The sequence below is a fragment of the Hydrogenophaga sp. genome (assembly GCF_028698005.1).
In the GTDB taxonomy this organism is placed as follows: domain Bacteria; phylum Pseudomonadota; class Gammaproteobacteria; order Burkholderiales; family Burkholderiaceae_C; genus Hydrogenophaga.
Window position 1 is genome coordinate 1 of the sequence record NZ_JAQVEJ010000099.1, and the last position, 3,439, is coordinate 3,439.

4 protein-coding genes are annotated in these 3,439 nt (G+C 68.0%); 2 read left to right on the forward strand and 2 right to left on the reverse strand.

Annotated elements, in window-relative coordinates; translation table 11 throughout:
• Together PHQ87_RS10520 and rpsT are read right to left on the reverse strand one after the other, a co-directional pair.
• Window positions 1-208, reverse strand: a 208-nt coding sequence (locus PHQ87_RS10520) for a hypothetical protein (protein WP_300233726.1), incomplete at its 3' end; no start/stop codon positions are given.
• A gap of 303 nt (window positions 209-511) precedes the next feature.
• Complete coding sequence (gene rpsT, locus PHQ87_RS10525; RefSeq protein ID WP_300233729.1) at window positions 512-805, reverse strand: 30S ribosomal protein S20; 294 nt, start codon at window positions 803-805, stop codon at window positions 512-514.
• Window positions 806-936: 131 nt separating this feature from the next.
• On the opposite strand from rpsT, the gene murJ reads away from it, so the two are divergent.
• Window positions 937-2,502 (forward strand): murein biosynthesis integral membrane protein MurJ, encoded by a 1,566-nt coding sequence (gene murJ / locus PHQ87_RS10530; protein ID WP_300233732.1) that lies wholly within the window; start codon window positions 937-939, stop codon window positions 2,500-2,502.
• 21 nt (window positions 2,503-2,523) lie between these two features.
• Window positions 2,524-3,381 (forward strand): transglutaminase-like domain-containing protein, encoded by an 858-nt coding sequence (locus PHQ87_RS10535; protein ID WP_300233734.1) that lies wholly within the window; start codon window positions 2,524-2,526, stop codon window positions 3,379-3,381.
• The last annotated feature ends 58 nt before the right edge of the window (window positions 3,382-3,439 follow it).

Sequence of the window (3,439 nt, forward strand, 5' to 3'; positions counted from 1 at the left end):
CCAGCAGCCGGGCCGCCTTCTCGGCGTCGCCGTAGAACAGCTCGTAGAAATCGCCCATGCGGTAGAACAGCAGCGTGTTCGGATGGCCCGCCTTCAGGGCCAGATACTGCTGCATCATGGGCGTGTGGCCGGCCAGCGACGGCCCGTGCGGGGCGGAGGCGGCCGTCGGTGCTGTCGATGGGGCGGGGGATGTCTCTTCCTGGCTCATGTCCCGGTACGGAGTTCGGTGCCTGTCCCACGGCAGGGGCGGTGGGCGGGCGATGTGCAGACCGTGCCGGCGCCGCTGCTCGGGCAGCGCCACCGGACGCCACATTATCAGGGCTGGGCGCGCGTGCCCCGGGGCCGGGCGCTGGCCGAGGCCTGGCGCGGCCATGAAAAAACCGCCGGTCATGCGACGCGGCGGTTTTCTCGGTTTTTTTGCTGGCAGCGCACCGTTTCAAACGGCGGATCCTGGTGCTTGCGTCAGGACCCGGGCTGTCGGCCTGCCGGGGAAGGCCGGTTGCCGCTGAAATCAGGCGGCGGCCAGGGCCTTGACCTTGGCGGACAGACGGCTCTTGTCGCGAGCAGCCTTGTTCTTGTGGAAGATGCCCTTGTCGGCGATGGTGTCGACGACGGCCTGCATCTTGCCGAACAGTTCGGTGGCTTTGGCCTTGTCGCCGGCCAGGACGGCCTTCTCGACGTTCTTGACGGCCGTGCGGTACTTGGAACGCAGCGAGCTGTTGGCGGCGTTCAGTTTGACGTTCTGGCGTGCGCGCTTGCGGCCGGACGCCAGACGGGGGTTCTTTTTCTTCGGCTTGGTTGCCATGTGAGTAATCCTTTACGTGTTTGTGATGATGCCAGCAAAGCCGAGCATTCTACCACGCACCGCAGGCAAAGGCATACCCCTGCCGGCCCGGTCCCGCCACCGTGGCACAAGGCGTGACATACACTCCGCCGGTGTCCCTGTTCAAATCCGCCTCCATCGTCTCGTTGCTCACACTGGCCTCGCGCATCACCGGGCTGGTGCGCGAGCTGCTCATGGCATCGACCTTCGGTGCGAGTGCGCTGACCGACGCCTTCAACGTCGCTTTCCGGATCCCCAATCTGTTGCGCCGGCTGTTCGCCGAAGGCGCCTTCAGCCAGGCCTTTGTGCCGGTGCTGGCCAGTGTGCGCGAGAAGGACGGCGATGCGGCGACGCGCCAGATGGTTGACCAGATCGCCACCGTGCTGGTCGCGGCGCTGCTGCTGACCTGTGTGCTCGGCATGGTCGCGGCGCCGCTGCTGGTGTGGGCCATGGCCGCGGGCCTGCAGCAGGATCCCCACGGATTCGAGGCGGCGGTGGTGCTGACGCGCTGGATGTTCCCCTACATCGCCTTCATGTCGCTGGTGGCGCTGTCGGCGGGCATCCTCAACACCTGGAAGCGTTTTGCGGTGCCGGCGGCCACGCCGGTGCTGCTGAATGTGGCCATGATTCTGGCGGCCTGGCAGGGCGCACCCTGGTTTGCCAGCCTGGGGTTGGAGCCGATCTACGCCATGGCCGGTGGCGTCATGCTGGGCGGGCTGCTGCAACTGGGGGTACAGATCCCGGCCCTGCGGCGCATCGGCATGCTGCCGCGTGTGCGCCTGCGCTGGAGCAGCCTGCGGGCCGCCTGGGACCACCCGGGCACCCGGCGCGTCACCACCCTGATGGTGCCGGCCCTGCTGGGGGTGAGCGTGGCCCAGATCTCCCTGCTGATCAACACCCAGATTGCCTCGCACCTGGCCACGGGCAGCGTGAGCTGGCTGACCTATGCCGACCGCCTGATGGAGTTCCCGACCGCGCTGCTGGGCGTGGCCCTGGGCGTGGTGCTGTTGCCGCAACTGGCGGCGGCCCGCACTGCGGGCGACGATGCGCGCTACAGCGGTCTGCTGGACTGGGGTCTGCGTCTGGTCGTGCTGCTGTCGGTGCCCTGTGCGGTGGCGCTGCTGACGTTTTCCCGGCCGCTGGTGTCGGTGCTCTACCACTACGGGGCCTTTTCGGTCACCGACGTGCGCCAGACCTCGCTGGCCCTGGCCGGCTATGGTGCCGGCCTGCTGGGCCTGGTGGCGATCAAGGTGCTGGCGCCGGGTTTCTATGCCCGCCAGGACATCAGGACACCGGTGAAGATTGCCATCGTGGTGCTGGTGCTGACCCAGTTGATGAACCTGCTGTTCGTGCCCTGGCTGGCACATGCCGGGCTGGCGCTGGCCATTGGCCTGGGGGCCATGATCAACGCCGGCTGGCTGTTGACGGGGCTGATCCGGCGTGGCGCCTACCGGCCGGCCCCCGGGTGGGCACGGTTCGGTCTGCAGGTGGTGGCCGCGGGCGTGCTGCTGGCCGTGTTCCTGAGCTGGGCATCGCTGTCCCTGGACTGGACCGCCTTCGAGGGCCGGCGTGCGCTGCGCATCGTGGCGCTGGCCGCGTGTGTGCTGGGCGCGGTGCTCATCTACTTCGGCGCCCTGGCGCTGTCGGGTTTGAACCTGCGCCAATTCGTCAGAAAATAGCGGTTCGCCGCCTGAAACGCCATGACGACCTTCCTCGAACGCTTCGCCACCACGCCCCTGGGTTATTTTTCCAGCCTGGTGGCCGATGAGGACAGCATCCCCTTGCTGGAGGCGGCCGCGTCCATCGCCCAGGATGAATACCCCGAACTGGATGTGCAGCAGGTGCTGGGCGACGTGGACCAGTTGCAGGCTCGCCTGCGGCGGCGCACGGTGCAGATGAACGACAACCTCGAACGCCTGCGCGCGCTCAACCAGTTCTTCTTCCGCGACCTGGGCTTCGGCGGCAACGTCAACAACTACTACGACCCGGACAACAGCTACCTGAACGCGGTGCTGCGCACGCGCCGGGGCATCCCCATCACGCTGGCCATTCTCTGGCTGGAGCTGGCCCAGGGCATCGGCCTGAAGGCGCGCGGGGTCAATTTTCCCGGGCACTTCATGGTCAAGGTCAACCTGCCCAATGGGCAGGTGGTGATCGACCCGTTCAGCGGCCAGTCGCTCAGCCGCGAAGATCTGTCCGAGCGGCTGGAGCCCTACAAGCGCCGCAATGGCCTGGTGGACGATTTCGATGTGCCGGTGGGGCTGTACCTGCAGCCGGCGCCGGCGCGCGACATCCTGGCGCGCATGCTGCGCAACCTCAAGGAGGTTTACGGCTCGCAGCGCGACTGGTTGCGGCAGATCGCGGTGCTCGACCGCCTGCTCATTCTGCTGCCCGATGCCTGGGGCGAGTACCACGCCCGGGGCCTGGCCTGGGCCGAGATGGGGGATGTGCGGCTGGCGGTGGCCGATCTGGAGGTCTGCGTCGCGCACACCGAGGACGTGCTGGAACGCGAGGCCGCCAGCAGCCGCCTGGCCGAGCTCCGGCGCGCACTCAACTGACGTGTTCAGGGGGGCGCGTCGCCGGGCCTGCCGCGCAGGCCGTGGCGGTGCCAGGCGC